21 protein-coding genes are annotated in these 26653 nt (G+C 56.7%); 13 read left to right on the forward strand and 8 right to left on the reverse strand.

Annotated features, from left to right (window positions below):
* Positions 1-68: 68 nt before the first annotated feature.
* A complete protein-coding gene (locus tag AZSP09_RS12415; protein ID WP_130459583.1) occupies positions 69-1256 on the reverse strand; it encodes an efflux RND transporter periplasmic adaptor subunit in 1188 nt (395 codons plus the stop codon).
* Entirely contained in the window at positions 1256-2503 is a 1248-nt protein-coding gene (locus AZSP09_RS12420) for a TolC family protein (RefSeq protein WP_130459582.1), read from the reverse strand. The genes AZSP09_RS12415 and AZSP09_RS12420 overlap by 1 nt, the downstream gene beginning before the upstream one ends.
* Positions 2504-2831: 328 nt before the next feature.
* On the opposite strand from AZSP09_RS12420, the gene AZSP09_RS12425 reads away from it, so the two are divergent.
* The 5 genes from AZSP09_RS12425 to lipA all read left to right on the forward strand — a co-directional run bounded on the left by AZSP09_RS12425 (position 2832) and on the right by lipA (position 6821).
* Positions 2832-4001, forward strand: coding sequence for a D-alanyl-D-alanine carboxypeptidase family protein (locus AZSP09_RS12425; RefSeq protein ID WP_014236006.1), 1170 nt, complete (start codon positions 2832-2834; stop codon positions 3999-4001).
* 27 nt (positions 4002-4028) lie between these two features.
* Positions 4029-4892, forward strand: coding sequence for a D-amino acid aminotransferase (locus AZSP09_RS12430; RefSeq protein WP_152090213.1), 864 nt, complete (start codon positions 4029-4031; stop codon positions 4890-4892).
* A 23-nt stretch (positions 4893-4915) separates the two neighbouring features.
* A complete protein-coding gene (locus AZSP09_RS12435) occupies positions 4916-5215 on the forward strand; it encodes an HP0495 family protein (RefSeq protein ID WP_014236008.1) in 300 nt (99 codons plus the stop codon).
* 83 nt (positions 5216-5298) lie between these two features.
* Positions 5299-5856: a lipoyl(octanoyl) transferase LipB gene (gene lipB / locus AZSP09_RS12440; protein ID WP_232058899.1), complete on the forward strand. Its 558-nt coding sequence runs from the start codon at positions 5299-5301 to the stop codon at positions 5854-5856.
* Entirely contained in the window at positions 5853-6821 is a 969-nt protein-coding gene (gene lipA / locus AZSP09_RS12445; protein WP_152090215.1) for a lipoyl synthase, read from the forward strand. The genes lipB and lipA overlap by 4 nt, the downstream gene beginning before the upstream one ends.
* 370 nt (positions 6822-7191) lie before the next feature.
* On the opposite strand, the gene AZSP09_RS12450 is transcribed toward lipA, so the two are convergent.
* Complete coding sequence (locus tag AZSP09_RS12450; RefSeq protein ID WP_152090216.1) at positions 7192-10962, reverse strand: SIR2 family NAD-dependent protein deacylase; 3771 nt, start codon at positions 10960-10962, stop codon at positions 7192-7194.
* 496 nt (positions 10963-11458) lie between these two features.
* On the opposite strand from AZSP09_RS12450, the gene AZSP09_RS12455 reads away from it, so the two are divergent.
* Positions 11459-11953: a thermonuclease family protein gene (locus AZSP09_RS12455; protein ID WP_152090217.1), complete on the forward strand. Its 495-nt coding sequence runs from the start codon at positions 11459-11461 to the stop codon at positions 11951-11953.
* Between the two features lie 106 nt (positions 11954-12059).
* A complete protein-coding gene (locus AZSP09_RS12460) occupies positions 12060-13655 on the forward strand; it encodes a hypothetical protein (protein WP_152090218.1) in 1596 nt (531 codons plus the stop codon).
* Between the two features lie 102 nt (positions 13656-13757).
* Here the strand turns inward: AZSP09_RS12460 and AZSP09_RS12465 are convergent, their stop codons facing one another.
* From AZSP09_RS12465 to AZSP09_RS12475, 3 genes are read right to left on the reverse strand one after another with little or no spacing between them, the layout of a single operon-like run.
* Positions 13758-14759, reverse strand: coding sequence for a hypothetical protein (locus tag AZSP09_RS12465; RefSeq protein WP_152090219.1), 1002 nt, complete (start codon positions 14757-14759; stop codon positions 13758-13760).
* Positions 14743-15852, reverse strand: a complete 1110-nt coding sequence (locus tag AZSP09_RS12470; protein WP_197739014.1) for a DUF3696 domain-containing protein — start codon at positions 15850-15852, stop codon at positions 14743-14745. Before AZSP09_RS12470 ends, AZSP09_RS12465 begins: the two co-directional genes overlap by 17 nt.
* Positions 15852-17048, reverse strand: a complete 1197-nt coding sequence (locus AZSP09_RS12475; RefSeq protein WP_152090221.1) for a DUF262 domain-containing protein — start codon at positions 17046-17048, stop codon at positions 15852-15854. The genes AZSP09_RS12470 and AZSP09_RS12475 overlap by 1 nt, the downstream gene beginning before the upstream one ends.
* A 258-nt stretch (positions 17049-17306) precedes the next feature.
* Here AZSP09_RS12475 and AZSP09_RS12480 point away from each other — a divergent pair, with 258 nt between their 5' ends.
* Together AZSP09_RS12480 and AZSP09_RS12485 are read left to right on the forward strand one after the other, a co-directional pair.
* Positions 17307-17693 carry a hypothetical protein gene (locus AZSP09_RS12480; RefSeq protein ID WP_152090222.1) on the forward strand — a complete coding sequence of 129 codons (387 nt, stop codon included), beginning with the start codon at positions 17307-17309 and terminating at the stop codon, positions 17691-17693.
* Positions 17694-17771: 78 nt separating this feature from the next.
* On the forward strand, positions 17772-18227 hold the full coding sequence (locus AZSP09_RS12485; protein WP_152090223.1) for a 3'-5' exoribonuclease: 456 nt from the start codon (positions 17772-17774) through the stop codon (positions 18225-18227).
* Between the two features lie 15 nt (positions 18228-18242).
* On the opposite strand, the gene AZSP09_RS12490 is transcribed toward AZSP09_RS12485, so the two are convergent.
* Together AZSP09_RS12490 and AZSP09_RS12495 are read right to left on the reverse strand one after the other, a co-directional pair.
* Entirely contained in the window at positions 18243-18938 is a 696-nt protein-coding gene (locus tag AZSP09_RS12490; RefSeq protein WP_152090224.1) for a metallophosphoesterase family protein, read from the reverse strand.
* 47 nt (positions 18939-18985) lie between these two features.
* Positions 18986-19789, reverse strand: coding sequence for a WYL domain-containing protein (locus AZSP09_RS12495; RefSeq protein WP_152090225.1), 804 nt, complete (start codon positions 19787-19789; stop codon positions 18986-18988).
* 70 nt (positions 19790-19859) lie between these two features.
* Between AZSP09_RS12495 and AZSP09_RS12500 the strand changes: the two genes are divergently transcribed.
* From AZSP09_RS12500 to AZSP09_RS12515, 4 genes are read left to right on the forward strand one after another with little or no spacing between them, the layout of a single operon-like run.
* Positions 19860-21320, forward strand: coding sequence for a Wadjet anti-phage system protein JetA family protein (locus tag AZSP09_RS12500; protein ID WP_172974754.1), 1461 nt, complete (start codon positions 19860-19862; stop codon positions 21318-21320).
* Positions 21310-21996 (forward strand): DUF4194 domain-containing protein, encoded by a 687-nt coding sequence (locus AZSP09_RS12505; protein ID WP_172974755.1) that lies wholly within the window; start codon positions 21310-21312, stop codon positions 21994-21996. The genes AZSP09_RS12500 and AZSP09_RS12505 overlap by 11 nt, the downstream gene beginning before the upstream one ends.
* Positions 21993-25394 carry an SbcC/MukB-like Walker B domain-containing protein gene (locus AZSP09_RS12510; protein ID WP_152090228.1) on the forward strand — a complete coding sequence of 1134 codons (3402 nt, stop codon included), beginning with the start codon at positions 21993-21995 and terminating at the stop codon, positions 25392-25394. Before AZSP09_RS12505 ends, AZSP09_RS12510 begins: the two co-directional genes overlap by 4 nt.
* Positions 25391-26653: a Wadjet anti-phage system protein JetD domain-containing protein gene (locus AZSP09_RS12515; protein WP_152090229.1), complete on the forward strand. Its 1263-nt coding sequence runs from the start codon at positions 25391-25393 to the stop codon at positions 26651-26653. Before AZSP09_RS12510 ends, AZSP09_RS12515 begins: the two co-directional genes overlap by 4 nt.

A 26653-nucleotide genomic window follows, 5' to 3' on the forward strand; every position in this document is an offset into this window, starting at 1 on the left:
TGTGTATGTGAAGAGTGGCGTCTTTACTGCGTTGTGGCGATGCTGCCTGTGAAAACCGGAGCCGGGGCTCAGCTGCCCTCCAGCTCCTTGCGCTTGCGTTCGTTGTTGAGGTGGAAGGCGCCTTCCACCACCACCACTTCGCCTTCCTTGAGGCCGGACTGCACCGGCCGCACGCCGCCGGCTTCGGCGCCGAGGATGACCGGGGTCAGGCGGTACTGGCCGGGAGCGACCTGGACGAAGACGTGCTCGTTGTTGTCCTCCCGCACCACGGCGGCGGCGGGCACGGCCAGCTTGGGCATGGCCTTGCCGGCGATGAGCATGGTGGCCAGCATGGCCGGCTTGAGGCGGCGGTCCGGGTTTTCCACTTCGGTGCGCACCAGAACGGTGCGGGTTTCCGGGTTGAGGGTGTCGCTGATGTAGATCAGCCGGCCGGTGAGCTTTTCGCCGGCCAGGGAGGGAATGTCCAGTTCCACCGACTGGCCGGTGCGCACCAGGGCGGCCTGCTGTTCCGGCACGTCGGCCACGGCCCACAGGCGGGAAAGGTCGGCCACGGTGAACAGGGCGTCGGCCGGTTCCACCACCTGGCCCTGGGTCACCTTGCGTTCCACTAGAGTGCCGGGAATGCTGGCCACCACCGGGGTGAGGGAGTTGATGGTGCCGCGGCTGGCGAGGGAGGCGATGTCCCGGGGTGCCATGCCCAGCACCCGCAGCTGGTCTTCCGCCGCCTGGCGTTCGGCCTGGGTCACGGCGGCTTCGCTTTCCCGGCGCTGCAGTTCGGCCTTGCCGATGACGTCGGCGGCGAAGAGGTGCTGGGCCCGCTCCACGTTGTTCCGTTCCAGGCTGGCCCGGGCGTTGGCCTTGAGGAAGGTCAGCTGGGCTTCGCCGAGGACGGTGGAGTTGATGATGGCCAGGGGCTCGCCGGCCTTCACCTCATGGCCGAGCTGGCCGCTGATCTGGGTGACGCGGCCGGTGACGGTGGCGCCGATGCGGGCGATACGCTGCTCGTCGAAGTCCAGGCGGCCGGCCACGCGCAGGGTCTCGCTGACCGGCACGCTGCCCACCGGCGCCAGCTTCAGCTGGGCCTGCAGGGCTTCCGGCGCGGTCACCAGATTGGGGTCGGTGGGGGCGGCGGCGACCGGGGCCGGCTCCTTGCCGCAGGCCGTCAGCAGGCTGACGCCGGCGGCCAGGAGCAGGGCGGTGAAGGCGGGGGCGAGGCGGCGCGCGCTACGCGGGGACTGGGGGGCGGGGGCGGACATCAGTGCTTTTCCTCTTGGGCGGGAGCGGTCAGGGCGCCGGTGAGACGTTCGATGTCCACGGCGGCGGCCCGCAGTTCATAGCGGGCGGCGATCAGTTCGTTGCGGGCGGCCCGGTACACCCGCTGGGCGTCCAGGTAGTCGAGAATGCCGCGCTCGCCGAAGCGGTAGGCCGATTCGGCCACCTTGAGGGCGGCTTCGGCCTGGCGCACGATGCCCTGCTCCAGGGCATTGACCTGGGCGGCGGCGATCTGGTGCTGCTGGTAGGCGTTTTCCAGGGCCTGGCCGAGACCGAATTCCATCTGCTCGAGCAGGTTGCGGGCCCGGGAAAGATTGGCGCTGGCCTCGCCCACGGGGCCGGAGCGGCGGTCCCACAGGGGAATGGTGACGGCGATGCCGACGCGGGAGGTCTTCAGGTCCGGCTCTTCGTCGCTGCTGGCCTTGAGCGCCACTTCCGGGGTGCGCATGCGGCGCTGCAGGTCCAGCTGGTGTTCGGCCTGGGTCAACTGGGCCCGGGCCTGGGCCAGGTCCGGGCTGCGCTGCAGCAGGGTCTGGCGCAGTTCGGGCAGGCTGCCCACGTTGAGGGGCAGCTGGGTGGTGGCCGGCACTTCGAAGTCCGCCGGCAGGCCGGTGCCCACGTTGCGGCGCAGGGCGGCCTTGGCCTGGGTCAGGCGCAGCAGGGTGCTCTGGGTCACTTTCTGGGCATTGAGCAGTTCCGCATCGGCCTTGATCAGCTCGTAGCGGGGCGCCTCGCCGACGCCGACCCGCACGCTGACCCGGGTGCGGATGGCTTCCATGAGGGCCTGGTCTTCCTGGGCCGCCTTCAGTTCGGCCTGGCGCCGCAGCACCTCGTAGTAGCCCAGCTTCACGCTGGCCAGCACCTCATGCTCGTAGCCCCGGCCGGCGGCGCTGGTGGCTTCCAGATTGGCGCTGGCGGCATCGATGCGGGCCGAACGCACCCAGGGCAGGTCCAGGCGCTGGGTGAAGGTCATGGTCTTGACGTTGCCGGGATTGGCGCCCGCTACCCGGGCCTTGGCGTCGCCGCTCTGGTATTCGATCTCCGGGTTGGGGAAAGCGCCGGCGGTGGTGACGCCGGAGCGGGCCGCCTCCACCGCGTCGCGGGAGGCCTGCAGACCCCGGTTGCCGGAGCGGGCCAGTTCCAGCAACTGGTCGAGGGAATAGACGTCGGCCAGGGCGCTGCCGCACAGCAGCAGTCCCAGCAGGGAGAGGAGAGCGATCTTGGTTTTCATGGGGTTGTCTCAGCAAAGGCCATGCCACAGGGCACAACCATGCCCCGGGCGCGCTCCATGAGGAGCGTAACCGATCCAGGACTTCTCAGGGAATGCCGTCAGGATGCGGCGATGGGGGGCGAATCCGCCGGGGTGTCACGCCAGGGTCAGAAACCTGACCGAAAACTGACACGGGCGAGTATAACGCACCGCCCAGGTGCATCGTGTCAGTGAGTTCACTTACTGCGGCAAGTCCCTAAGATCGGCAGGTTACGGCCGGTCCCGGCCGGAAGGGCCTGCCCGGCTGCGCTATAATCAAGCGCTTTTCTCCCGCTGGAGCCTGACCGGCATGTCTGACCGAATTTCCCGCCGCTTCTCTTCCGTTTTCCGTGCATCCGTCCTCGCCGGCTGCGCTTCCCTGCTGCTGGCCGGCCCCGCCGGCGCCCAGCAGATGCCCCCGGCTCCCGGCATCGCCGCCAAGGCCTGGCTGCTGGTGGAATTCGGCTCCGGCCAGACCCTGGTGGCCGAAAACGCCGACCAGCGCGTCGATCCCGCCTCCCTGACCAAGCTGATGACGGCCTACCTGACCTTCTCCGCCCTCAAGCAGGGCGTGCTGAAGCTGGACCAGGGCGTGCCCGTCACCGAGAAGGCCTGGCGCACCGGCGGCTCCAAGATGTTCATCAAGGTGGGCACCCAGGTGCCGGTGGAAGACCTGATCAAGGGCATGATCGTGCAGTCCGGCAACGACGCCTGCGTCGCCCTGGCCGAGGCCATCGCCGGCTCCGAGGAGCGCTTCGCCCAGATGATGAACCAGGAGGCGGCCCGCCTGGGGATGAAGAACACCCACTACATGAACGCCACCGGCCTGCCCGATCCGGAGCACTACGCCACCGCCCGGGACCTGGCCACCCTGACCACCGCCATCATCCGCGACTTCCCCACGGAGTACGCCAAGTACTACTCCATGAAGGAATTCCGCTACAACAACATCACCCAGCCCAACCGCAATCGCCTGCTGTGGGCCGATCCCACGGTGGACGGGGTGAAGACCGGCCACACCGAATCCGCCGGCTACTGCCTCATTTCCTCCTCCAAGCGCGGGCCCCGGCGCCTGCTCTCCGTCCTGCTCGGCGCCGAGAGCGACGGCATGCGCGCCCAGGAATCCCTCAAGCTGCTCAACCACGGCTTCCAGTATTACGACGCCGTCTCCCTGTACACCAAGAACCAGACCGTGTCCGAGCTGAAGGTGTTCAAGGGCAAGGACAACACCGTCCGCGCCGGCTTCCAGAACGACTTCATCCTGGCCGTGCCCAAGGGCTACTCGAGCCGGATCCAGGCCCAGCTGGAATCAAAGCAGCCCCTGGTGGCCCCGGTGAGCCAGGGCCAGGTCATCGGCACCATGAAGGTCAGCCTGGACGGCAAGCCTTACGGCGAATACCCGGTGGTGGCCCTGGACGCCGTGCCCGTGGCCGGCATCCTGGGGCGCGGCATCGACAGCATCAAGCTGTGGTTCAAATAAACCGCTCCCCTAGCTGACGGAGGGAACATGCTGGCCTACCTCAACGGCAACTACCTGCCTCTGGACGAGGCCCGCATTTCCCCCATGGACCGGGGCTTCCTCTTCGGCGACGGCGCCTACGAGGTGATCCCGGTCTATTCCCGGCGCCCCTTCCGCCTGCAGCAGCACCTGGAGCGCCTGGAGCGCACCCTGGCCGCCCTGCAGCTGGCCAATCCCCTCTCCAAGGAGCAGTGGGCGGAGGTGGTGCAGCGTCTGGTCGATGACCACGGCAGCGAGGACCAGGGCGTCTACCTGCAGGTGACCCGGGGTGCCGCCCCGGTGCGGGACCAGGCCTTCCCCAGGCCGGCCGTGGCCCCCACCATCTTTGCCTACGCCGACCGCCTGCCGACGCCCTCCGCCGAACTGCTGGCCACGGGGGGCACCGCTCTTACCGCCGAGGATTTCCGCTGGTTGCGCTGCGACCTGAAGACCGTCTCCCTGGTGGCCAACGTGCTGCTGCGCCAGCTTTCCGCCGCTGCCGGCTGCACGGAGACCATCCTGCTGCGGGACGGCCTGGTCATGGAAGGCTCCGCCTCCAACGTGCTGGTGGTGCAGGACGGGGTGATCCTGGCGCCGCCCAAGAGCAATCTGATCCTGCCCGGCGTCACCTACGACGTGGTGCTGGAACTGGCGGCGGCCAACGGCATTCCAACCCAGGTACGTCCGGTGGCAGAAGCGGAACTCCGCGGCGCCGACGAGGTCTGGGTCACATCCTCCACCAAGGAAGTGCTGCCCATCACCCGCATCGACGACGCCCCCGTGGCCGACGGCAGGCCCGGCCCCCTGGCCGCCCGCATGAATGCGCTGTACCAGGACTTCAAGAATCAGGTGATGCGCCGCGCCGACGCCTGAGCCGAATCGAGCAAGAGAACACCATGAGCCAGACCCCAGCCAATCCCGACAATCCCCAAAGCCGGCAGGAAACCCTGCTCGAATTCCCCTGCGCCTTCCCCCTCAAGATCATGGGCAAGATGGAAGTGGATTTCGCCCAGACCATCCTTACCGTGGTGCAGAAGCACGATCCGGAATTCGACGGCGCCTCCATGGAAATGCGTCCCTCCAGCAAGGGCACCTACATCTCCCTGACCTGCACCGTCACCGCCACCTCCAAGGAGCAGCTGGACAACCTGTATCGGGAACTGTCCGGCCACCCCCTGGTGAAGGTGGTGCTGTAAGCGGCGGCGGACGGACCTAAGTGATTTCCCCGCTGGTCATCCGCGAACTGGGTCGGGCAGACTACGTGCCCACCTGGGAGGCGATGCAGGCCTTCACCGCCGCCCGCACCCCGGAAACCCCGGACGAGCTGTGGCAGGTGGAACATCCGCCGGTCTACACCCTGGGTCAGGCGGGCAAGCCGGAGCACGTGCTGCGGGACATCGGCATTCCACTGGTGAAGATCGACCGGGGCGGCCAGGTCACCTACCACGGCCCCGGCCAGGCGGTGGTGTACCTGCTGCTGGACCTGCCCCGGCGCAACCTCAAGGTGCGGGAACTGGTGAACCGCATCGAGCAGGCGGTGATCGACCTGCTGGCCGAATACGGCGTCAATGCCGAGCGCCACGACGGCGCCCCCGGCGTGTACGTGGGTCTGGCCAAGGTGGCGGCCCTGGGCCTGCGCATCCGCAACGGCCGCAGTTACCACGGCGTCAGCCTCAATGTGGACATGGACCTGTCGCCCTTCCAGGCCATCAACCCCTGCGGGTATGCCGGCATGCCGGTGACCCAACTGAAGGACCTGGGCGTGGCCCGGACCCTGCCACAAGCAACGGCGGACCTTACCCGGCATCTCGTGGCACAACTGGAGAAGACTCAATGAGCAGCGAACGCGGCGTCAAGCAAAAAGGCGAACTGAAGACCGCCCGGATTCCCATCAAGATCGTGCCGGTCGAAGAGACGCTGAAAAAGCCCAGCTGGATTCGCGTCAAGGCCGGCAACGACGCCGGCCGCTTCGGCGAGATCAAGCAGCTGCTGCGGGAACAGAAGCTGCACACCGTGTGCGAAGAGGCCGCCTGCCCCAATATCGGCGAATGCTTCGGCCGGGGCACCGCCACCTTCATGATCCTGGGCGACATCTGCACCCGCCGCTGCCCCTTCTGCGACGTGGGCCACGGCAAGCCCCTGCCCCCCGATCCCCTGGAGCCGGCCCATCTGGCCGAATCAGTCTCCAAGCTCAAGCTCAAGTACGTGGTCATCACCAGCGTGGACCGGGACGACCTGCGGGACGGCGGCGCCCAGCACTTCGTGGATGTCATCAAGGCGGTGCGCGAATCCTCCCCCAAGACCACCATCGAGACCCTGGTGCCCGACTTCCGCGGCCGCCTGGAAGTGGCGGTGGACGTGCTCGGCCAGGGCCTGCCCGACGTGCTCAACCACAACCTGGAAACCGTGCCCCGCCTCTACAAGCAGGCCCGCCCCGGCGCCGATTACGAACACTCCCTGCAGTTCCTCAAGCAGTTCAAGGCCCGCTATCCCCAGGTGCCGACCAAGTCCGGCCTGATGGTGGGCCTGGGCGAGACCGACGAGGAAATCCTCGAAGTCATGCGCGACCTGCGGGCCCACGACGTGGAACTGCTGACCATCGGCCAGTATCTGGCCCCCTCCAACCACCACCTGCCGGTGCAGCGCTACGTCCATCCCGACGTGTTCAAGATGTACGAGGAAAAAGCCAAGGAAATGGGCTTTTCCGGGGCCGCCTGCGGCGCCATGGTGCGCAGCTCCTACTGGGCGGACCAGCAGGCCCATACTGCCGGCGTGGTTGTAAATTCCAACGATAAAAGCTAATGAACAATGATATTGGCTAATTTCCATTGATCATGACTACTAATAGCCATAAAGCGAAAGCCACTCTTATGAGTGGCTTTTTTTTCGTCTGGTCGTCGGCCAGAGCCGCCATCGCGTTCTACCGATAACAGCCGTTCGCGAATGTCCGCTGTCCCTCCGGTTGAACGGCCTTGCTGTCCATTTCTGGATCATAAAACTTCGGGCGTCGGGGTTCGCACCTTGCACATTTCGGTCGGTCACTTTCAAAGCGCGGACAGACAGCCGCCTACTTCCTCTAGAGGATCATGCCAGTGCAAATCGTCTGAAATACGATACGAGACCATCCTGTCGGCAAGAAGCGGTCATCGCGGCCGCCAAGAATCGAGGAAAACTAGCTAGCTGGGCCAACTGCAAAACGTACCTCGGGAAGAGCGTCCGTCTTGGCCGCACTTAGCATATCTTGCAGAGCGCGATCATCAGGATAGTATCTGGCAAGCGTTCCCGCCACCTTCACGCATGCTTCTCGAATTGACGACGCGCTAATGGCTTCCTGGCTTTTGGGTTCGATGCTTGCGTAGTCCATTGCCGCAAATAGATTCGGTATCGCTGCGATCAGCGTTTCCGTTTGCTCCTGGGACAAACGCTGTTTCTCGATAAGCTCGCCCGCAACCCATATCAATTGCTGCAAGCCGATAGTCCGCCCTGACTCGATAATCACAATCACCCTTGCAATAAGGCGCTCCAGAGACCGGGGCATGCTCGACTCGTTCGTCAATTCCACCCATTTATTGACCGTGAGAGCTGCATAGCCGACTTCACGCGAATCGTTGCGCTGTAACGATTTTCGAATAATTTGTTCGACCGAAGTGGCCACTTCATCATTGATATGCGTGAAATAAGCCAACGCTATCGCCGCGCTGAATGCGCCCTCAGCCTCATCGATGAATGCCCGCAAGCACGCAAATCGCTCAACGGTCTTCGCGTCGTCAGATAGCGCTGGCGTGATCGCATAGGAAAGCGCATTACCGATGCTCTCAACAACCTGCCTCCGGGCGTCGCGAAGGAAGTCTTCGTCACCATTGATCGTTGGACGGTACATGACCAGACGGTCGAACAACACCAACGCGTGCTCCGCTGTTGGAAACAGTCGCGTCGCGTCGTTGACTGCCGCATTGGCCATCCCGATATAAGTCGAGGCAGCCTCATCAATCTCGGGCGACGGATAGACTCGTAAGTCTGCCTGCGTCCTGGTCAGAAGGTCTTCGCCATGCTCGTACAGGCGATGGTATACCTGTCGCTTGACTTGACTGGGATCGGATGCGGGCAAGAACAGCATGGCGTGCGGCAAGAGATTTGTTGACGAAGGCAGGGCTCGATAGTCCGGCGGATCACCCCAAAGTGCGCAGGCCAATTTCTGCCGCTCGTTATCTGCGAGAAACCCGTTCCTTGCCAACGGAAGAAGTCGCTTCAGAGCGGTGCCGCGTGATAGCCCCCTATTTGTCGCGACGAAGCCTATCAACTCGTCAATTCGCCGTTCCAGACCAAGATACATAGCACGAGCGTTGAGATGGTCAATAGTCGGATTAGGCCAGCGCGGAAAATTGCCGCCCATCACTTCGCACTGCAACGGGAAATCCAATATGTCCGGCAGCAAGTCTCCACGGTCGACTTTGGGGATGCTGTCCAGCGAGTGAGTTATCAGGCCACCGATGACCTCGGACAGCCAATGATGCTGGAAGTCTTGTTGCTTGCCGATCGAAATGGCAAGCCGAAATATCTCCTTGGCCTTTTCCGGCGATACCCTGACCACCAAACGGGCAAGAACCTCCATTTGCACGCGAAGCATGGTCAATGCGCTGCCTTGCTGCTCGTCGGTGCCTTTTTGGCGCAGGGCGCACCAGTATCCAATGGCCTTCAATACCCGCTCAACCAGCCTGTCCGCCGCTTCCTTAGACATTCTTGCCACACCAACACGGGTAAAGACGTCCTTGATTGACAGTGAACTTTCGCTCGATGCCGCTCGAATGGCCAAGGTGTAATCCCACAGTTCGACGCCGATACCACCGGACAGGACCAGCTTCTCGGCGGTACCTGCAAGGAGATTGACATGCAGGAAAGCACTGCCGGACCGCAGTGGAATCCCCACGTTCGTCGTCAATCCGTCCAGCATCAGGAAGTCAGACGTCTCGTTGCTGAAGGAAACCCTCTTGGAATTATCTCGATACGCGCCCTGTTCAAATGAGGGTTCGATCGGATTGCGATCCTTCCAATACTTTTCTTGGCGCTCGATAGCCTTGCCCCGGATGTTCTCGATCCAAGTCCAGGGGTCACACTTCCATTCGCGGTACATGCTTTCGGCAAACGCAGGCAATTTCTCCTGGGCTCCATCATGTGTGCCTCGACGGATGGACTCCAACAACCAGTGTGCCCACATCAGACGAGACAAAATAGGAATTGAATTTCGATCGCGCCGATGAAACTCCCGTAGATCACCGTAGGCCTTGGCAATCAATTGATCGGCTTCGCCCGATTTTCCGAGTTCCATCAACAATGCTGCCTGCCGAAGCGGCCAAACCCGATCTTCGCCGACCATTCGCTGCACGGCAGCGTCCATCCCTGCGTAGTCAAGCGCGTCGCGCGCCGTAAGCGCTTTGTGGTACGCCAGTTCGGCAGCAGCGTCTGGCAGAAATCGAGCATGACGCTCCAAAATGGCTACCAAGGCCTCGACGTGCTGGGTCATGACTTGACGCTCCTCAGCGCTTTCCGCGGTTAGCCAACGGCTATTTCTGAGCAGCACCACGCAGATTTCCAACTGCTGGCGGCTGCTTAACGCGCATGGCTCGTCGGGATCTGCAACGCGAGCCATGGCCTCTGCCAGCCAAGGAAAGATGTACTCCCACATGATGCCGTATCGCCAAGCAATTTCGTACAGCAGCTTGGCGCGATCGTCCGAGGAGAGCGCAGCAAGATTTTGGGCGGTCGGGAACGGGTCATTCAATTGATGTCGAATCTGCCAGCGTACGGATGGCGGGCACAGCAGCCATCCCGGGTACGATTCACGGCTGACCCTTAATGCTTCCAACTGTGCCGATAGTAATGAGGCCGCATACTCCGGCTCCTTGAACTGACGCATGTGATCGTCCGGCGCAACTTGCTGACGATGCAAGCCTACTGCTGCCCACTCATGTGGCTTCAGCCTGGAATTGCCTTCGACGCTCAACGCCTGCAGGAATAATTCGATCGCCAGCCGATGTCGTTGGTCGCGGTCGTCAACGTGCTTGACTGCGTTCCAGAGGTCGACTGGGGCGACGTTCATCGACTCCAGGTGCTTTCGCCGTGCCGCTGTCAGATTGAGTGCCCCGACCAGGTATATTTTTCGAGCATGCCCGGCCAGATGATCTCTTACCCATCCAGACCACTGGAGAAAATTTGGGTCGTCGCCCGAGAAGCCGAGCAGGCAAAGCTCGTTTTCGATAAATACCTGCCGAGCGAAATTGACGAAAGGCGCAAACTTGGTTGGATAAGTCCGGTAGTCCTCTTGTGCGCCGATAAAAGTCTCCGTGATGCCGATCGTACCGTGAAGCTTTACGATTCTGGGAGAAGGGGCCCATGCCAAGTCGGACGGTTTGGTAACCGGTGTGTAATAGGGGCGATGGACGTCCTTTGCCGCACGCTCCAACAGAGTGTCCCAGTTGGTGGTCATGATTTCCGACCACGGCAACTCCAATAGCGACTTGTAGAGCTCTCCTACCCGCCAGGCATCATCATCGATATCGGAACGAATCCGATCATTGAACGCAGCTTGCCCGAAGTAGGCGCGATACTCCTCTGCAACGCGCAATGGATCCAGGAAGCTAATGTCCTTATCGTCAGGATTGAGCTCTGCTGCGAGCTTCCTGCTGAAGTCGTTCCAGAGCGGCATCTTCTTTTCGCCACCCACATGATGCGCGGCACTGCGGCTGAAGCCAGCCCCGATCATGATGGCCGCACCATGCTGGCAGCTATCAAGCTTATACAGGGCGGATGCCAGTTTCCTGATTGCAGGATAGTCGGAGAGGTCGTTTATCGCATACATCGGATTCACCGTTAGAGCTAACGAGTTGTCATATTTAGGTTGAACTGAATAGTAACCCACGGTTGAATCATTCAATGTACGTTGCATGGCCGAACTCCTGGTAGGCGTCGCCGCTAGATATGTCGATAGCCGGGGCCGTGCCTAGACACCGAACATTGAAAGGAACCATGCTCGAGGCCGCAACGTGTAAGGACCGGACTCAACGCTCAATAAATTGGACGTCGGTTTTCGACCGGATAAGCTTCAATGAGGACGAAGCGGAAAGCTGTCATTTGCTCAAATTGAGCAGCGATGCCATCCGTCCGCAACGGCCGAAAAGAAGAGTTTCAATCAACCAAACTAACTTGCCCGGTATTGTTCAATATTCGAATGCCATTAGAATGAAAAACGGATTCCAATGGGGTATGCGTTATGATTCTTGCCACTATTCCGGTTTCAAAACTCAAAGAGATGCTGCGGTTTAACCAGATTGCCACCCAGCGACGACTGTGTCGAAACAGGATGTCGGTCATTGTCATGGCAGATGGTCAGTGTGTTATGGCCCTAGGTCGGGACGCCTCCCTGAGCTGTCGGTAGGAGTCCTATGCGGTTTGCACTGTTTTGCCTAGCCACTTTCATTTTTGGATCCGCATGTGCTGATCAACTGATAGGGCGGGTGGTCTCCATTGCCGATGGAGACACCTTGACGGTATTGGATCGTTTTCAGGTCCAGTACAAGATTCGCCTCGTCGGAATTGATGCTCCGGAAAAACGTCAGCCGTTTGGATCTGGCTCCAAAGCTAGCCTAGCTTCACTATCCTTTGGCAAGACAGTAACGGCTGATTGGCACAAGCGAGACCGCTATCAGCGCATCGTCGGAAAAGTATGGTGTGACAACCAGGACGCAGGCCTAGCCCAAATAGGGAAGGGTATGGCTTGGTGGTATGAGACCTATGCAAAAGAGCAAGAGGTTACTGACCAACACCTGTATAGCCAGGCTCAGATGCGTGCTCGCAGCGAAAGAATCGGCTCGTGGCAGGACGGCAATCCCTCGCCCCCATGGACATGGCGAAGGACTCTGAAGCATGCTGATCGATAATCCTTTATTGGCGTATCGGGACCATGATCCTGCTTCTAGATGTGAATTCCAACGATAAATGACAGCGGACACCGATATCTGAGAATCGACAAGGCTATTCGAGAACATGAATCCGGATAGCCAGCCGACTCTTCCCAACTTAACGCCCGATGATCGGGTTTGGCGGTTGGATTGGTTTGGCGAGTGTGCCTACCCTGGTGGTGTTCGGCGCTACGCTCAGCCCAGTATCAAAGTTTCACTGTCAGCTCTGAGGTGTGATCCGTCTGATCACACTGCTTTACTTCTTCCAGATAGCACCGATCATCAGCACTCCCATGAAGCCTGGGTGCCGGTTGCTGCTTTGCCCATCCTCGCAATTGGTGACCTTTGGCAGTACGGGCACCAGATCGCCTCGCCTAGCTATCAGAGGGAACTGTTCAAGGGATTGCGGATATCCCATGAGACGAGTGCCTTTGTGAAGGCGGGGCTCGCCATTGACGAGCATTTTCTATTGCCGCTGAGCCATCATCCTTGGCATCGATTGCATACGCAGTCCTATTGCGTTGCTGTCACCATGGCAGACGGCCGTCGACTGCTGGTTCCTTGCGTGGAGCTCATCCGGTTCTACTTTGGCTCTTCAGGAAACTTCCTGCAGCGCCTGTTTACGTCCCCTTTAACGTCTGCTGCCTTGTGGACCAGCAAGCGACTCAACCCAGCCAACAAACATTTGCACTTGGTGCTGGCCAGCAGATTGTCGGGAGTGTCGGCCGCTGATATCGGGCGTATCGCCGAAAGTCAGTTTGCCTGGAGATCCGCAGCTGGAATTCATACCTCATGCCAGAAGGCATCCGTTGAGAGACATCCTGCATACCCCTATACCGGCTTCCCTTTCGAGGGCCTCACCAATTTAGTTGCAAGCGGTATTTGGTTGCCATTTGGTGATCAAGATTGCGCGACCTTTCTTGTTTATCGGCTTCACTCGTGCTCCTATCCGTTCCCGTTTAAATCCCTGTCTTACGAGGCGGCAGATCGGAAGGTATGGCATGGCAACGCCGGAGGCCAGAAGTCAGAGGGCGGCAGCGTCTCAAGGGAACGAAAGAGGAGCAAGTCGGAGGGAGTGGATTCCGATCCTGGTGCCAACAAGGCGCAACGCTCAACTTTTTTCCGTAGCCAGCATCGGTTCCCAGACCTTGTGCGAAAGCAGGTGTGGCGAGAGAAGCTTGAGGCCATGCCGAAAGCGGATGTGTTTTTGCGTCGATCGGATGGAAGCCTGGAAGCAGTTGCGTTTGGGGAGAGCGATGGCTCTTCGACGGTCACGGGGTTGGATGTCGAGCAGGACTTGGCAGATCGCGATAGCCCTAAAGCGAATGCCTCTATGCCTAGATTCGTGGATCAAGGGTTGAAAATGATTGCCCAGGATCCGGAGTACGCGCCATCTGGCGCGGAACTTAAAGTAGTGTGTGCTGCCGGGAAAACAGCCCCTGTGTTCAGCTTGCCTGTGGTGATAGATGAAGATGGTGAAATCGCCAGCAAGCTTCTGTTTACGGCGGAGACGGGGCGTGTGCGTCAGCGGCGCGCGTGCTTCGTAGAAGCAAGCCATGAGTCCAGTCTGCAGTACTTCATGATCGTCGAAGGGAATACGAGATTGGCCCAACCAACTGTGTTGGTTGTACCCAATTTAACGGGTGAGGAAGCCGTTTTATTGCTTCTTGACGCAGATTGATGAAGGCGAGAGACGGTATGCTTTCGCCACTTATAAGAAAACTCCAGAAAGCTTTACGCTCTCCTGTGAGACGACTTCTGCAAAACTCAGACGGCCCTCAGTTTAGTCGCCTGGCAGTGGTAGATGTCGCGCGATAATTGCGATGACTAACTTTCCCTCGCTCTCTATCACCGGGGAATGTATGTGCACCCGGTTCTGGTGTGCTTGCAACTTGCAATGCCACTCACAATATAGCGACCTTCCGCCAATCACTATCTCGCGAGCCCTACGGCAAACCCCGTTTCTGAAGACATCAGGATTTTCGGGGGCAATGACGAGACCAAGCAGCTCAAACCGCCGTTGAATGAGCTGAGCGGTCGGATCTATCGTCGCTGTGCCTGCTGGATCATTTCTATTTTCTGCAGGTGGTGGAGCGGTGAAAACCCAGATACCGTGCTCATTTAATGTTTTGAGGTAATGCTTCAATTGGGGCAGATTAGAGTAATAACCCCCATTAAACTGGTCGGCATTGTGCAAAACATTGTGAGCAAAGTGCAGATTCGGATATGCCCGGTGGCACAAACGTTCCAGAACATCCTTAGTATCACCTTCAACCACAATCGCAGACTGCCAGAAGTCTACTTCCGAAGCCTCATCTCGGATCCAATGCACATCTGCGGTTCCGCTCTTCGTTGTAGTTTGAAGCGGGCCTCGACGTTTTAGGCCAAGGCACGCCACGGCTTTTCGAGCACGTATATGGTGATGAGCCCACGCCACGTCTATATTGTCCCGGGCAGCCTCACTCCCGATTGCAATGCAGAAATCATCAATCCCGTCGGGCCAACGGTCTTCGTCGTCGAGGTAGCGCGGGATTCGGCCTAGATGGGCTGCCAGCTCTTGCCAAACCTCATCATCCAGTTGAATCTCCGACTCTACATCGCGCAGTCTCCAAAGATCCATGCCCTTGTATACCGCGCGAGTTTGGAGGTCATCTCCTACCCAAACCTCCTCGCGATTTTCTGCAATGTGAGCTAATTGATCTAGAAGTCCTTCGATTACGTGTTGGACGTCAGACGAAGTCCAACCATTGAAGTCCCATTCCGCGCTGTCAATGACGAACGCCATTCACACTTCCCTTCCGACGAACTCTACCTAACGCTGCAGTATCGATCTGATACTGATCGAAGAAACCGGTAGGCCAGTGGGATATTCCTCCAGTGTTTGTGAATTGCAGTTTGGAAATATGGCCCGAATCTTCGGAGTTGAAAAAGTGCACTATGGCGTCGGAAGCACTGAGTATTTCGTACTCTCCAATTGCTCGACGTATGCCATTCAATACATGATCGGAATGGGTTTCGACAATGACCTGTACTCCCTTAGAAGCAAGCCAGGCTAGGAAAGTACCCATCCGAGACTGCCCCGCAGGATGTAGATGCGCTTCAGGGTTCTCTACTAAGACTAATCCCCCTCTCTTCGCCGTTAGACCAGCAAGGATGATGGGGAGTGCATAGGAGACGCCGAACCCCATGTTCGTTGCTCGTACCCACTCACCATCCGGCACCTTAAACTTCATTGCATATGCTGTGGCACCAGCGTGGTGAACGGCATCAATGACGACCGGTCTAGCGATTTCACTAAGCCAGCGCTCGACCTCATATTTCAGCAAATACGGACTACTGGAATCTGGATGTCGTCTATCCTCTTGCGCAGGCCTATTGCCAAGCGCTTCAAGCAGTTGTGCGGAGTGTTCTCCTTGGACTCCAACCTCAAGCTGATTAATTGGAAGAGAAGATGCGCTAAGGCTTGACCGCGGGCCCAATCTTTCTGCAGCCAAGTATGCGAACGCACCTTGATTCGATTCAAAGCCAGCAGGTATGTCGGTAGGCAATGCATCCAATGTAAGGTACATCGCTTCATCGTCGGGAATGCCCAGGGACCACGTGTAGGTTCCGAATTCATCCACCACTTCAAACTTAATCCGGCGATCTCCCGATTGCCAGTTGGAGATGTCTTCTGCTGTTCCTAACTGCAAGCCAAATGGCCCGTTCAAAAGAACGACCCCATTCGAGGTAGCCCGTATCGACTCTCGCATCAAAAGCAGCGCATGAATTATCGAGGTTTTGCCTGAACCATTAAGGCCAGCCAAGACAGTGAGAGGTGCCATGCACAGCGAGACTGAGTTGAATCGTTTGAACCCAGCAATAGATAGCTCGCGCATTATTTGAACACCTCGGCAAGGGCCGACCTAGTCCGAGAAAGCCGATAAGCGACACGACGAGGATCGCCCGTTCCAACCGTAATCGAGCGTACATACTCGTCATCGCTGAATAATGACTGTAGCGCACTGACTACCGCCGATTCACGTCCCCACAACTCTTCTCTTGTGTAGGCAGCAAGGGCTGTAGCTTGAGCTTCGAAAAGAGCCCGATTGATCGGCCCTCGCTTGCTCGCAGTTCTTTGGTTACGTCTAAAAGCGAATTTCTTCAAAACCTCAAAAGCATTCGTCATGGCTTGGTCAAACTTGGCCTTCAGTTCGTCAAGGTCAGCCTCGCTAAGGTTGGGTTCATTTGTCGAACGCTCGTCCAGTCGTTTGGTGTAGTCCGCTAAGTAAGCGTCTAGACTCGAGTATTGTCGATACACGTCTTCTTTGAAGTCGAGAAAGGCACAAAACCGGAGAACTAACTCGCGGTTCATCATCCGCCCGCTATCTCGTACCCACTCAGACGGATTGTCAGGGTTTCTTCGAAAGAAATTTCTTGCTGTTGCTTGGTCGAATGATTCCAACTCAGAGAGGGTATGTAGAAACTCCCTTGAGCGCTTCCGGCTCATCGCGTGTCGGATTTCTTGAGCGGATAGCGGGCTACCAAGAGTATTTACACGACCAAAGATGTCGTACTTCACCTCATCAGGAGTTTGAGGCTCAATGATGTGCACTACGATTTGGGTGCTGCGAAACCTGCGCATGGAGGCTTGATCAAGTTCCGAATACTTGAGTCCATCAAGATCCTTTAGGTACTCAAGGTCAATGGAACCTAGAACGTGACCATCGTTCATAAACAGATTGATGGTTGATAGACGCTGTACGCCGTCCACAACTTGATAGGTGCCATCATCTTCTTGATTGAAGTAAAAGGCGGGAAGGGGGATTCCTAGCAAGATTGACTCAATGAGCCTTGTCCTTTGACGTTGCTTCCAGACATACTCTCGCTGAAAATCAGGAGTCAAATCGATCTCCCTGAGTTTGATTTGCTCAACGACCTCTCGCAATGTAAAGCTTTTAGTCGTGATCCTAATTTTGCTTGGGTTCCACGGCTGCACCAGAGTGTCACCACTAGCCGTATCGTTGTCATCAACGACGTCCGCTGCCAAATCATTATCTTCGTTGACGCTGTCAAATGTATGGGTAGTTGTCATGGGCATATAGCGAAAGGCATCAGATGTATTGTCCAAATATCGAAAATATATTAGCGCACGAGTGCTTTCTGTTCCAACGGTCTCAAGTGGCGTGGCTCCCTACATTCGCATTGTCAGCTATTCCTTATTAGGTAGAACCAATCCAGTGATACCGGGCCAGCCTTACAAATAGCGCCAGACGGCGCAAGCCTTGCTATTGCCATCGGTATAGAAGCGGCTTAGAAACGCGGCAGCAAAGACGAGCGAATCGCCACCGCCATGGGTCTGCGACAAATGACGATGGACGAGATGCGCAGAGAGCACGGTCTACCGGAGGATGCGGAGTACCTGGGATATGCCGTGCATCTGGAAAAGCGGGACGAATTTCTTGCCGAGTTTGTGGACAACGAAATCGTCACGTCAAAAGTGTGGGCCAAGATGCCAGAACTGGCGCACACCTTCGAGTCCATCTCAGAAGCGATAGAAGTGTCCAGAAAGTGCCCTGGCTCAATCGTCGTCGTTAATTGGCTCATCATCGAGGGGGCGCTGCGCTATGCCAAGCCGACGACGGTGTCTGTGCCCGCCGCGGAGATGGGCACACTCATCTCGACGCTCAACGCGAGAAACAACTCTTGTGCTGTCGTAGCGCAGGCGACCTCGACATGAATTAAGCAGATCATTTGCCAAACCGATGGTCTGCCCACAAAATGAAGTGGTCCCACGCTAGATGCTGCTGATCAAGCCATGCGCCTGTTCCTCGATACCGAGTTTACCAACCTGCGAGTACCTGAGTTGCTCTCGCTCGGGATCGTCTCGGAGGTGGCCGATGAGTTCTATGCCGAACTGACGTTCAACCGTGCGGTTTGTTCTCCGTTCGTAGAAGAGACTGTCCTCCCCCTTCTGTCGAATCGGCCTCGCGCAAGGGAAGAAGTTGCTGATGATCTTCGTAGCTGGCTGGCGAGGTTTGAAAGGCCAGTAGTCGTCTACGATTCGCCGACAGATTGGGCGATGTTTCTCTGGCTGCTCGGGAATGCTCAAGTGTCTGTCGATGGCTTGCTACTCGATTACGATCAATGGGATTGGCAGCGATTTGAGCAGAGTATTGATGCGTATTTCGAGCACCATCAGACGGAAAGTCGTCACCATGCGCTTCACGATGCCAGGGCATTACGAGGTGTATGGCTGCTGATGCAGCCGTAGTATTGGATGATGGCACTAACCACCGGATGATCCAGCAACGGTTACATGGCCGTTCTGGTCTGTGATGCCGCATAGTCCAACGCCATAGGCTGCGAAAGCCTGTTGTGTGGAATGGCTGCTGTAGTCCTGACTCTCATGATGGTGACCATGGAAGGCAGCGCGGACACCAAGATTTCGTGCCAATTCGTCGATTGCATCGAAGCCATGCGGATGACAACTCGGTGCTTCGTGCGTCACAAGAATCTCCGCCTGTTCGCTAACAAGGTACGAATAATTGACTGGGAAAATCGAACTGCGATGCTTGCGTGGCAGACCGCCGCGCCAAAGGTTGCCTCTGCCGCACTGGTTGGCGTAGCTCTGCGGCGAATTATGCTTGGGCTGTTCGGGCGGCATCCATACCTGGCCACGGAATACTCCTCCCAATCCTGCAACTCGAACTCCGGCAATTTCCACCACACGCCCATGGAGGTTTCGGTCTGCAAGTGCCGATCCAAACAGGTTGTCATAGTCTGAGTCACTGTCCGTGTCGTGATTCCCGTGAATCCACCAGACGTCCGTCAGACCGAGAATCGGCTGTAGTTCTTGATCGAGAGGGTGCGAGGACTGAAGGTCACCCAGGAATACGATGGCCGATGGTTGGTGTTTCCGCACTGCTTCGACGACGTGATCGAAGCGTCCGTGGGTATCACCACAGAAGAAGATGCTCCCCATAAATATTTACCTTGGCTGGGTAGATCTGCCGGTTCTGATATCGTTGTTCACGACGCCCCAAACAAGCAAAGTTGATATTGCGGTGGTCGATCGCGCTCAGGATCGATTGCCAGTTGCAAGTCTTGGACAACATAGAGCTGTAGGCATTTCCTAATACGCAGTCTTAGCGAACGGGAGCCGGGGAAAAACTCCTCCGCGATCATGTCTTGCTGATCCGGAGTCAAGTCGGGGTGGGGAACAATCACCATCTCAACCAGATCATTCCAATCGGCATCTTGCTCGCGCCCGCCTGGGGCCGTAGTCGCGACCGGCGTTGCCGACAGTATGCGGCCAAGCACAAAATCCCTAAATTCTTGGCGTTGAGAACACCATGCGCGCATGTGCCAGCGTCGCGGCGCCCGCACGATGGCATGGGGAAAAACCGTTCTCGTTTGGCCTTTGGGATTTGTCATTGACCGGTAACAGATCTCAAGCCCTTCCTTCCGCCGGATGGCCTGAACGATGCTAGCAAACAACTTTTGCGAAACGAGCGAAAGATCGATACGGCTATCGTAGATGCCGATGCCATCCAGACAGTTATCGGCTTGGGATAGGCGGTTTATTGCACGCAGATAATCGTCCGGAGAACCGCGCATTCCGGCTCCTGTAGCCTGGTGATGGAATTGCACAGGTCCATTGGCGTGGGGACGACTCCAGTGGTTTCCGATGCTCCCCACAAGTTCCGCCAACGTCCGGCTTGCCTGAACTGTTTTGATATCCAGTAACTCACGAATGCGGGTATTCGTAATTTCCCCTTCCCACATGAGGACTTCCCGAAGATCAAGGATTCGTTGTTCGTTTGTCGCCGGCATTTATCTCTTGCGATAAGTTATCGTACTGTATATATTATATCATCAGATAACACGTTTCAGGGGAATTTCGATGTCCATGCGGGCCGAATCCGCCAGTAGCCTCTTCGATCTCCTTCCTGCCAACATCTTTTCAGTGCTGAGCGGTAAGAATGCCAAGCGCGCCTGGGCGTTACTCCATCGATTGGCCACACAGTATTTCGGCCCGGATTGTGACCCCCCGTACCCCGATGGCTATCTGCATGGCGATATCACCAAAGAGATCGAGCGGTTCTTGCTGGATAACGGATGGGAATCCGATGAGTGTGGCCCCGGGCAGGCTACGCCATTGAACGTCATTGCCAACATGCTGTTGGCGCGACTCATCGAGACCGGGTGGTTGGTAGAAGACCGCATAGGTGGCCGGGATTTCATCTCGATGCGGCCGACGATTTCTCGGCTATTCGACACACTCGATCAATTTGCCAACAGTGGACCATCGGCCATTGGCGGAAGCATCCAGATGGTGTTCGCGATGGTCAAGGAAACCAAAGCCAACCCACGGCGAAATGCCGAAGGGTTTGAGGCTGCCGCAAAGCACTGCGTCAATTTGATTTCATCCCTCAACGGCACCGCGTTCCGTGTTCGAGACCTGATGGCAGACATCAGCCGGGAAACGGAGGTGCACGTTTTTGTTCGCCGCTTTTTTGTCGAGCAGATCTCGGAAATCTATATTCGCGACTTCAAGGATCTGAGAACTGAAAATCATCCATTGCGTCATCGCATGGAGATTATCGAGATGGTCAACGCAATCACACGCGAAGATCCATTGCGCACTGAACTTCTGAACGGATACCGGGAAATGCATGGCAACCATGCGGATGTAGAGGCGCTGATGGAGCGGGACGTCGAACGATTCCACCGTTTACTGAACATCGAGCGCTTCCTCACACGAATCGATCGCATCATCGATACGGTCTATCAGCGCGCAAATGCAACTCTCGCCTATCGCCTCAAAGCGACTGACCGAATTGAAGCCGTGATCTCCGACAGTATCGCCGCCGTAAAGCAAGCGGACGATCTGGGTATGCCGATCGAGTCGCTACTTCTTTCACCGTCTCCGATTGTCAGCGAAGATGCGTTGTATCAGGCGCCGGCGCGTCGGACAAAGCCAGCGCCGGTTGCAACATGCAAGCGAATCATGACCCCAACCGAGCGCGCACTATATCGCTTGCGCAAGATCATGATTGCCCACCGTGACACGTCACCGGCGGCTATCCGCCGCCATCTTGCAGAAAACTTCCCTGCGGGCAAAGCAATCTCTGCCGCCGATCTGCCAGCAAATTCGGTGCACGATGTCGTCCTGCAGGCAGCGCTAAGCCGAGTCGCTTTCATCGTGTCGAACTCATCGCCCGAGGCACTTGGAGAAGGCAATCTATTGCATGGCCTCGGTGCGATGTTCGAGACCTTCCCAGGGCAACGGGTGGACACCGAATATTTCAACATGCCGAATTTCGTCATCAAGAAAATCAAAGGAGGCGAACGTGCCGCGTAACTGGGAAAGCATCACCAACAATGACGAAAACTGCCCTTACGCTCCCGATGATTTTCGCCGGGCGATGTACCAACTGGTCTGTCAGCAGTGTCTCTATCTGCGGTTCCCCCAGCATGCAAAAGCGTACCGGCTGATCACAGCTTATGAGTCGTATTTTCGCGAGGCTCTGGATTTACTGGGCTTGCGGCTGATTCACAAGATTGATCGCGAATTCCTCGTGGTGATTCAAACCGTGGCGCGGCCACAAAGAATGTCAAAGGCCCAAACGCTTTTCCTCTTGGTACTTCGCCAGGCCTACCACCTACGGGCGAGCATCGGTGACGTCGCCAATGGGTTTGGGGACGTCATCTACAACATCCCCGAATTCGAGGATCTGTATCGCGAAATGACCGGCCTTACTCTTGTCGAAAAGAGCCTCGCCCCCCTCAGGGATCTGCTCCGCGACGCGGCACAACACGGACTGGCACGAGAAACCCAAGCGCCAGACGGTGATCCGCAGCCATTCGAGATTTGTATCCTGCCAGGCATCGTAGAAGTTCTGGATGAGAACACAGTCGGTCGGTTCGGAGCTGCATTGAAAGCCGAGCTTGCGGTGTCCTCCTCTGAAACCCTTTCTGAAGGAGAAGGGATATCTCCAGAAAATGAAGAGATGGATGTAGAGGAGGCGATGCAATGAAGCGCTTGGTCGAGGTACATCTCACACACTTCTACCTATGGGATTACGAAACGTTCGATCTGGACCGACAGGTAACAGGCTTCATCGGCGCCAACGGGGCCGGAAAAACGAGCCTCGGTGACAGTATTCAAGTCGCCTTAGTTGGCGGGCACGGCCAGTATATGCATTTCAACGCTCAGTCCGTCCAGAAGGACGCACGCTCGTTGCGCGCCTACGCTCTTGGGATGATCCGGTCTGGGGACGACAACCAAGTTGTTCGGAGGAAGCGTGACGAGGCACTGACTTACATCACGTTGGTATTCAAAGGCGAGCGGGAACAGGACGTTGTCAGTGCTGGCATCTGCTTCCATTCGCGCCTGTCGGAACGCGACCATCATGTCCTTGGACTTTACGTCCTACCAGGTGTTTGCTTAACGCTAGATAATCACCTGGAAACCGTCGGCGAAGGTCGACGGCCGATGGACTGGCCGCTGTTTGAGCGGAGCGTACGGAACTTGGCAGCGCACGCCGGCCGCACGTGCACGATCACACTAAAGCCGGAAAAATACGTGGAAGAGTTGCTGCACAACATTCAGCAATCAGACAAAGCTATCAATGTACGTACTTACCTGCGCACACTTAGCCATAGCGTCAACCTCAAGCATGTGGAAAGTGTCGGCGATTTCCTTCGTAAATATCTTGTTGAGGCCGAGGCCATCGATAAGCAAGGAACGCTTCGACACATGCAGTCCCTACGCCAACTTTCCGCAAAGATCGCGGACGTAAAGCAGCAGATAGCCACGCTGGATATCATTGAGAAGCGTTTCAACGTCCTTCGTGAGCATCTTGTCCATAAAGTAGTGATGGAAACCGTTCGCACTCAGATTCAATACGAATCGGGTGACGCAAATCTGGACGCGTTAACAAAAAAAATCCGCGCCTTGGAAAATAAAATAAAAATCGATGACGAGCGCCGTGAACTACTCCAGAGCACGCTTCCTGAAATGCGGGAAATCTGCGGACAGCTACAGAGTAGGTTTGATACAGATCCGCTAATCGTCAAATCGGCCCAAAGCAGCGCAATCCGTGCAGCGAAAGACGGCGAGTCAAAAGTTCGACGAAAAGACATTGACCGTGTCCAAGTTGCCGTCCGTACGGCGTTAAGCTCAATTGCTGCCGCCCTTCAGCGAATGGGGTATGAAGGTGACCTTGCCGGCGCGGAAATATTGCTCACCCGATGGGATTCGCTCGCCAAAAACGGCGTAGTGCCGTCTGGCGATGACATGGGCACTGCGATCGCTTTCTTCAGCGAGGTAGGGGCAGTACTCAACCGACTGAAGGAGGCGCAGGATAAAACATTCGATGTGGCAGAGAAGCAACTGGATGTCGCGGAGGGCCGCGTAGCGGCAAATACACGAGGATTCCGCATTACCGGCGAAGAAATACTTCGGGCGATCGCCGCGTTCGCAAAATCTGGCATTTCCGCAACACCTGTCGGAAGCCTTGTTGAGATCAAGGATGCTTCTTGGCAGGCCGCAATCGAATCCTTTCTGCGGCGCAATCGGTTTTCCCTGGTAGTGGATGCTGGGAAGGAGAGCGCGGCAATTGCGCTTCTAAAAAAGCAGGGCATCCGGGAAGTAACGGTTGTCGTGCCGAACCATCTGTCGTCATCGATTCACAAGGTGCCAGAGCCTGACAATGTTGGCGCTCTACTCGCGAGTAATCACCCGGTGGCTCTTGCATACCTTAGGCAGATCATCGGCAATATGCGGCAGGTAGAGACGGAGGAGGAGCTTGAAAGGTATTCGCGGGCGCTCTCCAAAGATTGCATGCTGAGTGCGAACGGTGGAACCAAAGGACTTCGCGAACTGCCTCCGAGCGAATGGATTATCGGTGTTCGTCTATCCGAGATAGATCGGAAGGAGGCGCATAACGCCTATATTGACGCAAAAGAAGCCAAGGAAAAGGCAAAGCGGCAATGCGCCCTGACGGAATGCGCTCGTACCCAGGTGGGTACGCTTCTCAACTCCATTGATGTTGCAGCGTACGCCAACGACATCGACGAGTACGCGACCTGCTGTCAAGAAGCGAGTGCCATTCTGGTGGATGCTAAAGATTTACCAGAACACCTCGCAACTCTGAAGAAAAAAATCGAACTTCAAACCACAGCAATAAAAAATGCAGACAGCGAGTTGGTTACGTTACTGCCTGCAATCGGAGTACTTCAGGGTCAGTTAGTTGAGCTTGAGAAGAATAAAGTGGAGTGCGCGAAGTCTCTCGATGAGTACGTAAAACAACTCGACCTTTTGAAAAGCGGTGTTGATTACGAATCAGAAGTCTTCGAGCGTATTTACGCAAAATGCATGCACATGGCTGACACTCACCATATGGGTGCAGCGGCTCCAATCTCGTGGCTGGCAACGGAAGTGAAAAGTCGCGAGCAGAAAGCGATAACGGCGGAATCGGTAGCACGTTCTGAATTCATCACGTTCACTGAGTCGATGGATCTACGGGAAGAGCGTAAGGATTGGCGCTTGGCTGCTCAGTGGGTACATCAACGGCTGGAGCTACTACAAGGATCCACACTAGGACTGTACGAAAAGGATGCTGATGACGCACGCAACGCTGCCGAATTGTCCTTCCAGTCGGATGTGAAGTTCAAAATTCGGGAAGCATGTAGTGGTGTCGAGCAAAGTATCCGTGATCTAAACAAGATCTTGGAAGCTTGTCCGGCATTTACGGGCGGGGAACATTACGAATTTTGCTGGACCTTGTCGCCAACACATGAGCCCCTTTACAAAGCCATTACGGACCGGTCGATGGATTTTCAACCAGGCTCGATGTTTGCGGTGGAAGGCTTGCAGGAACAAGTGGCTATGCTGCTCGAGAACTGCCAGTCAGGTAATGATAAGGAAAATAATCCATTTGAAGACTATCGGCTGTTTTTTAATTTCGATCTGAGAATTATGGTTGGCGGGAAAGAAGTTGACCGTCTGAGTCGGCGTATGGGTGTGGCCTCCAATGGAGAACACCGGGTTCCATTCTATGTAATTGCCGGTGCTGCTTTGGCCAATGCGTTCCGCATCAAGAATCCAACAACCCATCAAGGTGCAGGCGTGATGATCGTCGATGAGGCGTTTTATGGCATTGACGCTCAGAACACCTTTGCGACGTCAGAGTTCCTTCGCAGTCTGGGGCTGCAAATAATTCTCGCCGGACCCGATACGGAGGTCGGAAAGTTATTGCCGACGATGGATGCCTACTACGATCTGTACCGTCCGGATAATGGACTCGATGTATTTAGCGAATTCAATGGAGTGAAACCTGAAACCCGAAGGAAGCTTCTGAGCGACATGCCCGACCGAAACCCGGAACTCGTTGAGGGAATGATCGCCAAAATCGAGTCGGAAACGGCATGAATAAGCTTGCGCGCAGTGCGCTCGAAAAATTGCTTGTAAAGGCCGAAGATAAGGCATGTAAGCCAACGGATGAGAGCGGCGAGGCAAATAATCGCGTCCTTTCATTGTGTTTCACGGAAAAGTATTTCCCAGCTTATCTTCGCATTGGGACGCGCGACGATAAAACGGATTGCCATGCTGAACTGATAATTGCTGAACGCGCGGGTGCAATCAATATTGACTGGGATCCACGCGCCGGTACTCACGGGGCTATCAACCGAATCACGTTGGCTGACCCAGAAAAACTAGCTACCCATCTCAAAGTAACACCCCGATGGGTGGTCATGGCTCACGTCGGTGCTGTGCTCGGTCCGCTGTGCGAGCGTTACCCTGTTCTAAAACAAGTCATCGAGGCTTGGCGACGAGGTGTTCAGGCTCGAAGCACATGTCCCAGCGATCTTGAAGATTGGCTTGACGCAGTGCGTCTGGTTGATTATTGCTACGGGGCTGTACGCGAAGGAAGCGATGAGTTGTTGCCGATTCGCCGCTTGAGCATCGAACTGTTTCGAGATAGCAAGCGGATAGAAGCGATTGCACCGCAGGTCGACGTGTTGCTTCAGGCCGATATCTCAGCTGTTGCGCGGGAACGCGAAGAAATCTTGGCCGAAATTGGGGTATTCAAATACCCGCAAACCATTTTGCTTGCTGGGAAACTGTCCATCGACACCATCAGAGGGGAGAAGTTTGATATACCACGGCCGTATATAGGCCTTGCTCCATCGAGTATTGATCGGTTCGTTGCAAACCCGTCCATTAAGTATCTCTTGTCTATCGAGAATCTGGAGAGTTTCCATGCGTTCGTTGAGGGACAGGCTCCCGATAATCCGGGTGTGGTTCTATACAGCGGTGGTATGCCTAGTCCTTCATGGTTAGCAATGTATGGCCGTTTGCTTAATGCACTCCCAAACGGCATCCAAGTTCTCCATTGGGGTGATATTGATGCCGGCGGTTTCCGTATCGCCGGTCACATTGCATGTCGTTGTGCAGCACATGGTCGTCGGTTAGGTCTCCATCAAATGGCTGTGACCAACGTAATGCCCGCAGGTAGCGGTTCAACCGGCATTGTGTCGCGGAAGAATCTATCCTCAGCAGAACTAGCTCAAATTTGTCGAATCTGCGACCGATGGGAATGGCATGCGGAGCGGGATTCGGTCATCAAGCGGCCCACAGCAATTGAGCAAGAAGGTTTGCCACTCCATAGCATATTGATGCCTGTGTAA

Origin of the sequence: Azospira sp. I09, from assembly GCF_009177135.1 — a bacterium.
Lineage (GTDB): Bacteria > Pseudomonadota > Gammaproteobacteria > Burkholderiales > Rhodocyclaceae > Azospira > Azospira oryzae.

Bases quoted from the DNA above. Each gene is read 5' to 3' on its own strand.
- AZSP09_RS12500 (WP_172974754.1), top strand. From the start codon at position 19,860: ATGTCCATGCGGGCCGAATCCGCCAGTAGCCTCTTCGATCTCCTTCCT.
- AZSP09_RS12435 (WP_014236008.1), top strand. From the start codon at position 4,916: ATGAGCCAGACCCCAGCCAATCCCGACAATCCCCAAAGCCGGCAGGAA.
- AZSP09_RS12425 (WP_014236006.1), top strand. From the start codon at position 2,832: ATGTCTGACCGAATTTCCCGCCGCTTCTCTTCCGTTTTCCGTGCATCC.
- lipA (WP_152090215.1), top strand. From the start codon at position 5,853: ATGAGCAGCGAACGCGGCGTCAAGCAAAAAGGCGAACTGAAGACCGCC.
- AZSP09_RS12455 (WP_152090217.1), top strand. From the start codon at position 11,459: ATGCGGTTTGCACTGTTTTGCCTAGCCACTTTCATTTTTGGATCCGCA.
- AZSP09_RS12475 (WP_152090221.1), bottom strand. From the start codon at position 17,048: ATGACAACTACCCATACATTTGACAGCGTCAACGAAGATAATGATTTG.
- AZSP09_RS12470 (WP_197739014.1), bottom strand. From the start codon at position 15,852: ATGCGCGAGCTATCTATTGCTGGGTTCAAACGATTCAACTCAGTCTCG.
- AZSP09_RS12420 (WP_130459582.1), bottom strand. From the start codon at position 2,503: ATGAAAACCAAGATCGCTCTCCTCTCCCTGCTGGGACTGCTGCTGTGC.
- AZSP09_RS12450 (WP_152090216.1), bottom strand. From the start codon at position 10,962: ATGCAACGTACATTGAATGATTCAACCGTGGGTTACTATTCAGTTCAA.
- AZSP09_RS12465 (WP_152090219.1), bottom strand. From the start codon at position 14,759: ATGGCGTTCGTCATTGACAGCGCGGAATGGGACTTCAATGGTTGGACT.
- AZSP09_RS12430 (WP_152090213.1), top strand. From the start codon at position 4,029: ATGCTGGCCTACCTCAACGGCAACTACCTGCCTCTGGACGAGGCCCGC.
- AZSP09_RS12480 (WP_152090222.1), top strand. From the start codon at position 17,307: ATGGGTCTGCGACAAATGACGATGGACGAGATGCGCAGAGAGCACGGT.
- AZSP09_RS12415 (WP_130459583.1), bottom strand. From the start codon at position 1,256: ATGTCCGCCCCCGCCCCCCAGTCCCCGCGTAGCGCGCGCCGCCTCGCC.
- lipB (WP_232058899.1), top strand. From the start codon at position 5,299: ATGCAGGCCTTCACCGCCGCCCGCACCCCGGAAACCCCGGACGAGCTG.
- AZSP09_RS12495 (WP_152090225.1), bottom strand. From the start codon at position 19,789: ATGCCGGCGACAAACGAACAACGAATCCTTGATCTTCGGGAAGTCCTC.
- AZSP09_RS12460 (WP_152090218.1), top strand. From the start codon at position 12,060: ATGAATCCGGATAGCCAGCCGACTCTTCCCAACTTAACGCCCGATGAT.
- AZSP09_RS12510 (WP_152090228.1), top strand. From the start codon at position 21,993: ATGAAGCGCTTGGTCGAGGTACATCTCACACACTTCTACCTATGGGAT.
- AZSP09_RS12485 (WP_152090223.1), top strand. From the start codon at position 17,772: ATGCGCCTGTTCCTCGATACCGAGTTTACCAACCTGCGAGTACCTGAG.
- AZSP09_RS12515 (WP_152090229.1), top strand. From the start codon at position 25,391: ATGAATAAGCTTGCGCGCAGTGCGCTCGAAAAATTGCTTGTAAAGGCC.
- AZSP09_RS12490 (WP_152090224.1), bottom strand. From the start codon at position 18,938: ATGGGGAGCATCTTCTTCTGTGGTGATACCCACGGACGCTTCGATCAC.